This window comes from Brevundimonas guildfordensis, from assembly GCF_014836405.1.
In the GTDB taxonomy this organism is placed as follows: Bacteria; Pseudomonadota; Alphaproteobacteria; order Caulobacterales; family Caulobacteraceae; genus Brevundimonas; species Brevundimonas guildfordensis.
In genome coordinates, this window is sequence record NZ_JACSQU010000006.1 from 1 (window position 1) to 2370 (window position 2370).

Here is a 2370-nt window from a genome sequence, read left to right on the forward strand (position 1 = left end):
GTGTTTCACGGAAGATCGCGACCTGAAATATCAGGCTTTTATCGGCGTCGATTTTCGTGCCCGCTTCCATCTGATTGGGGAGACGGCTCTCGTTGTGCCGATCACATATCGGTGGCATATCTTGATGCCGGGAGGCGGCATGACTGAAGTCTGTTATCGATGCGAGAAAGCACCACGTGTAAACCAGTGGCACTGTCAGGCTTGCCGAGATTTTTTGGCTGGGCCTCCCAATAGCTCCGGTTCGGGGGCGGGAATGTCTTCGAACGCGGGCTGCCTAATCTTTGGGGCGATCATAATCGTTTTGTTTGTTGTGATCGGGCGGTGCTCCGACGCTGATTGGTCAACCTCGACGTCGTCCAGCCCTTCGGCTTCAAGCACGAGGTCATCAGGCTCTGGCTATGAAAGAGCGACGGACGATCTGGGCATAGACGCAGACAGATATGAACGCTCGGCGCGGTCGCACGGGCTTGAAGCATCAGAGGCGTTGGCTGCCGATCTCGTTATCTGTCGTGAAACTGGCGACTGCCCGGCAGGCATGACCCAACGTGAGGCGCGCAGCTACATTTGCCGACGAACTGGTGATTGCTGATTGGTCAGCTATTGCGCAGGCGCATAAGGAAACAGAATGATCGCCCGAGAATTTCCGCTGCCTCCCTACGGCTTGGAGAAGGCGATCCGGCATGGCGCCGCCATCGAACGCCTGATGACAGAGCGTGAGCAGGGTGTCGGCGAATTTGCCGACCATTCATTGGCGTCTGCTCTCGCTTTTGATGCTGCGGATTTCGTTTGGGCCGCTTTGATGCTCCATGTTCCCGGCGCACAGCAGAGCCGTGAAGTTAGGAATATGGTCGCCGAAGCGATCCAACAGGCATTGATGCGATGGGGCGAGATTCCTTCTGAAGGACCGGCGGAATAGCACAGTTTCGTTGATGTCGGGTCGACCCAAGAGATCAGAACTATTCTTCCAATATTTGATTGAGTCACACGAGCGAGCGTGACTATCGCTTATCCGGTTCCGTTCAGAAGGCCCGTCTTCGGACTCTCCGGTCGATGGGCGCGTTAAGAGATACGATCTGGTGGAAGATAGCATGACGGATAGAGAACCGAATAAGCCCCCGATTACCGTTCCGCTTAGATTTCTTCATGCGTTTTTAGGTGGCCGCGTGACGTTCCTCAATTTCTGCCGGAGCTTCGAATGGGTCGATTCCGAGGTAGAGGCTCGCGGTGTGAATCCGTTTTCGCGCTACGAGCAGGACAATCTTCAGATCTCTTCTATCGAGATCAATGATGGTGGAAGTGAGCACCCTACGGTCACCTTCCACTTCAAACCGGATTCCCGACTAACGCCCGGCTGAAGTGTGGCTTAGCCGTCAAGGGTTGCTTGATTAGGAGACCAGTTAGGTCGCAGGCGGCTTTGGGTTTGGAGCACACGCAGAAGCGATCATGGCTGAGCCGACCATCCAGATGAAGAATAGGGCAATCCTCATCGCCGCCGCGATAATCTTCATCCTCTTCGTCGGCTGGTTCGTCGGATACCGCTGGGGCGCCGATGCTGCGCATAAGGCCAATGCCGCAAAACCTTCAGTAACGGCTCCGATCTGACCGAACCGCGCCTTATGGCGGCCACCGGGGAAAAACACTTAGGTAGTTCTACCTAAGCGACGACGCCTTGGCCGTGTTTGCCCACGGCGTAGCTTGAAGTGTTCGTCGAGCGATGTTCATATTCCCCTATGGGGCGATTTCTCGACAGTCTGTTGGAAGCGTCAGCCGCCTACCAAGTTCGGCAGGACAGCGATGGCTTCTTGCTGATCGGCAATCCGAAGCGAGCCGCCCAGTTCAACGATATAGTGCGACAAGCCACCGACGACGCTGGCGAAGATTACGTGGCCTTTCCCATCAGCGATGGCGACCACGGCTACAGTCAAATGTTCATTCTCCCGCTGGACGACATGCCGCCTTCCTGACGACCGTTCTGAACCTTCGGAGGCATCACGGCTTCCGATGGTATGTCTGTGCTTCTCCACACCTTGCTCGAAGGCTCGCCCGCCTACGGCGTGATCGATGCCAAAGATGGCTTCGTCCTGTTCCGACGATCTGGGTTTGAGGACGAGTTCAACGCGGTGGCGGCTGAAGCCATCCTGACGTTGGGCGACCAGTGCGATTTGATCCCGCTGGTGAAAGGCGACGACTGCGAGCGGCTCTTTATCGCGCCCTTAAAGGGTAAGCCCAAGTTCGGTTGACGCCTAGCCGATGCATGAGAGCCTGTTCTCCCAACTTCGAATAGGAGAACGGCCCTGACCAAGCGCGTGGCGATCTATGCTCGTGTTTCCACGGCGGATAAAAACCAGACCGTCGAGAACCAGCTTCGTG

General features: G+C 56.2%; 6 protein-coding genes. 5 read left to right on the plus strand and 1 reads right to left on the minus strand.

Features of this window, described 5'->3' with window-relative positions; all coding sequences use genetic code 11:
• The 4 genes from H9656_RS14170 to H9656_RS13935 form a co-directional block, all read left to right on the plus strand.
• Positions 1 to 589: hypothetical protein (locus tag H9656_RS14170; RefSeq protein WP_225212569.1), on the plus strand; the 589-nt coding region annotated here is incomplete at its 5' end.
• A gap of 36 nt (positions 590 to 625) precedes the next feature.
• Entirely contained in the window at positions 626 to 916 is a 291-nt protein-coding gene (locus H9656_RS13925) for a hypothetical protein (RefSeq protein WP_191744865.1), read from the plus strand.
• A gap of 172 nt (positions 917 to 1088) precedes the next feature.
• Positions 1089 to 1355 (plus strand): hypothetical protein, encoded by a 267-nt coding sequence (locus H9656_RS13930; protein WP_191744866.1) that lies wholly within the window; start codon positions 1089 to 1091, stop codon positions 1353 to 1355.
• An 88-nt stretch (positions 1356 to 1443) separates the two neighbouring features.
• Positions 1444 to 1602, plus strand: coding sequence for a hypothetical protein (locus tag H9656_RS13935; RefSeq protein WP_191744867.1), 159 nt, complete (start codon positions 1444 to 1446; stop codon positions 1600 to 1602).
• Between the two features lie 161 nt (positions 1603 to 1763).
• Here the strand turns inward: H9656_RS13935 and H9656_RS13940 are convergent, their stop codons facing one another.
• A complete protein-coding gene (locus H9656_RS13940) occupies positions 1764 to 1925 on the minus strand; it encodes a hypothetical protein (protein ID WP_191744868.1) in 162 nt (53 codons plus the stop codon).
• An 81-nt stretch (positions 1926 to 2006) separates the two neighbouring features.
• On the opposite strand from H9656_RS13940, the gene H9656_RS13945 reads away from it, so the two are divergent.
• A complete protein-coding gene (locus H9656_RS13945) occupies positions 2007 to 2240 on the plus strand; it encodes a hypothetical protein (protein WP_191744869.1) in 234 nt (77 codons plus the stop codon).
• Positions 2241 to 2370 lie beyond the last annotated feature (130 nt).